We start from the raw sequence: 2,926 nt of genomic DNA on the forward strand, positions 1-2,926 counted from the left end.
TAATAAAAAGGCTAATATCGTGTTTATGTTTTTAACTGCAACTTCTATATTCATTTTATGCGCAGAGCAGACCGCTTAGTTCAAATCCTTCTTTTATTGCGTGGTCGTCGTCGGACGACTGCGCAACAACTTGCAGAATGGTTAGAAGTTTCCCCTCGAACTATTTATCGGGATATGGCTGATCTTATGATGAGTGGAGCCCCCGTTAATGGTGAGGCGGGTGAAGGCTACTGGTTGGAGCGGGGGTTTACCCCCCCACCCGTAAAATTCACCGCCAATGAGTTAGCTGCTCTAGAGGTCGGTGCTCGTATGTTGGCGGCTCGCGCAGACAAAGAAACAGCAGATGCTGCAAAGAGTGCATTAGCCAAAATACATGCTACATTGGGATCAACAGATTTACCTATACCCCCACTCTATGCCCCTCCCATGTATTCATATCCATTAGAGCGCTTAACACCAATACGAAGTGCTATTGAAAAGAATCTTGGACTGTGGATTGAATATAAAGACCTGCAAGATAACACCAGTCAGCGACTTATCTGGCCAGTGGGCTTGGTATTTTGGGGAGATCGTTGGACATTGACCGCATGGTGTAACTTACGAAAAGATTATCGCACTTTTCGTGTAGATCTTTTACAAAAATGGGAAATGTCAGAAGAAAAATCCCCTCCAAATATATCCATGCAAGACTACCTCTTAAAATCGGGCGCAGACCAAGAAACATTAGCTGCTTTTGACCGTATACATAAACAACCCTGGCATTCTCAAGACGACTCACTTTAGATTTATCATATTTTTGAGTATACAAAAGCTGCCAAACACTAGACTTTCTTGTTTACTTTTAATATTTAAAAGCACTTACTATATAACCAATTTTATTCACCATTGTTTTTATTCTCAACAATGCAGCATAAGAAGCTTTTAACTATTATTTAAACGAAAGAATGAAGGCATAAATTTAATGACGGTAAAAAGTAATAACAGGAAATTTACTAAAAAAACAAGTACCAAGAGGTTGCATGGTTGGCATTAACCTGTGTGATAGCATAAAATACTAATATTCTTCACTTTCAGAACAATTAACGGTTTGTGAAGAGTAAATAGTTTAGAGGCTATAAATATGACCTATATTCACCTGGCAATCGCTGTTATTGCTGAAGTTATCGGAACCAGTGCTCTTAAAGCTGCAGAGGGTTTTTCTAAACCTATACCATCGCTTATTGTTATTATTGGGTATAGTGTCGCCTTTTATTTTTTATCCTTAACATTACGTACTCTGCCTGTTGGTATAACGTACGCCGTTTGGTCAGGGCTTGGTGTCATATTTATAATGCTGGCCGGAATGATACTGTATAAACAACTCCCTGACTTACCCTCTGTGCTCGGCATGGTTCTGATAACATCTGGCATTATTGTTATTCAGTTATTTTCAAAGACTGTCAGTCACTAGCCAAGGCAATGAGTAACTTTGCTTTAACGCATTAACCTCTTTGTTGTTATTCCCCAATGTCTTCGTTCCATAGTTCAGGATGAGTAGCAATAAACGAGTTCATAATAGCAACACAACGCTCATCCTGTATCACATCAACCTTTACACCATGATCCCGAAGCCATTGTTCCTGCCCCATAAAGGTTTTATTCTCTCCCACTACAACATGAGGTATACCATAGAGAATAATTGCACCACTACACATCGCACATGGGGATAGTGTCGTATAAAGTGTGCACTGCTCGTAAACAGATGCAGGTAAACGACCTGCTTCTTCAAGGGCATGCATTTCTGCATGAAGCACAGCACTCTTTTGTTGTACACGCTGATTATGACCTCGACCAATAATCTTCTGTTGATGTACTAACACTGAGCCTATAGGGATACCGCCTTCTTCCCGACCTTGTTCAGCTTCTTCAATTGCCGCACTGAGAAATGGGTCTGTTGTATTCATGATGCCCCCTTTTTGTTACTCGATTGCAACCCGCATTTATACTACTTATGTTTTATATGTTTTTTACCAATTAAAACAGTTGAAGCCAATTCACAGCTAAAAGTTGCTTACTTAAACAATTTACATCATATCCGTTATAGCCATCACAAATTTGGAACGCGATTACCACTCTTTTATCAACCTTTTGCTAAACTGCTTTTCGCTATTATTTACGACATAGCGTTACAACTTAACACAAGTCTTTGTAATCAATATTCTTTAGGAAGCTATTATCTCATCACACATTTAAGTAGAACTGTTTTATACATTACAAGCCGTTTTTATTTAACAAATATTAATACGCAACTGGGCGACTGATACTTATTAACTATAAGCACTTCAGTAAAGGTATTACCTATAAGCCACATATCTAACCTGCAATGAGCTTTATACCTGTCTAAGACGCTTAAAGCTTCAGGAACAACCTGTTTACTTCATATGAGAGGTATTTTACAGGTGAGATGCACGGAAAAGCATAGACAAACAATCACGATAGATAAAACAACTTGTTCAAATTCTATTTGTGCAAAAAGTAGTTACCTATAAGCGTTAACCATAACGCTTTCTTTATTTGATTAGGTAAATGCATTACGGAGAAAAATTGTATGCAAACCAAGCAAGCTACTAGACGCTGGTTGCCAAATAAATTAGCCATAAGTATAGCTGTGGGTTTGGGCTTATCGACCTTAACTCAAGCAACGCCACTCAATAATGATTCAGCACTATTCCAAAATAACGCTAACAAAGTTGTTGGTACTTACTTTGTTGAATGGGGCGTTTATGGCCGCAACTTCCACGTTAATGATATTCCTGCCAAAAACCTCACCCACGTGCTGTATGGTTTTATTGCAGTGTGTGGACCTAATGAATCGTTGCAAAAAGAAAATCCTCAGGGCTATAGTGCCTTAACCCGGGAATGTGCGGATCAACCTGATTATACGGTA

At 39.1% G+C, this 2,926-nt stretch carries 3 protein-coding genes and 1 pseudogene; 3 read left to right on the forward strand and 1 reads right to left on the reverse strand.

Annotated elements, in window-relative coordinates; translation table 11 throughout:
* Positions 1-57: 57 nt before the first annotated feature.
* Together KCG35_RS24355 and KCG35_RS24360 are read left to right on the forward strand one after the other, a co-directional pair.
* On the forward strand, positions 58-783 hold the full coding sequence (locus KCG35_RS24355; protein WP_215822451.1) for a helix-turn-helix transcriptional regulator: 726 nt from the start codon (positions 58-60) through the stop codon (positions 781-783).
* Between the two features lie 337 nt (positions 784-1,120).
* A complete protein-coding gene (locus tag KCG35_RS24360; RefSeq protein WP_215822452.1) occupies positions 1,121-1,450 on the forward strand; it encodes a DMT family transporter in 330 nt (109 codons plus the stop codon).
* 46 nt (positions 1,451-1,496) lie between these two features.
* Here the strand turns inward: KCG35_RS24360 and KCG35_RS24365 are convergent, their stop codons facing one another.
* Positions 1,497-1,943, reverse strand: coding sequence for a nucleoside deaminase (locus KCG35_RS24365; protein WP_215822453.1), 447 nt, complete (start codon positions 1,941-1,943; stop codon positions 1,497-1,499).
* Positions 1,944-2,587: 644 nt separating this feature from the next.
* On the opposite strand from KCG35_RS24365, the pseudogene KCG35_RS24370 reads away from it, so the two are divergent.
* Positions 2,588-2,926: pseudogene (locus KCG35_RS24370) on the forward strand (hypothetical protein); the annotation flags it as partial.

This window comes from Zooshikella harenae, assembly GCF_018837975.1.
Lineage (GTDB): Bacteria > Pseudomonadota > Gammaproteobacteria > Pseudomonadales > Zooshikellaceae > Zooshikella > Zooshikella harenae.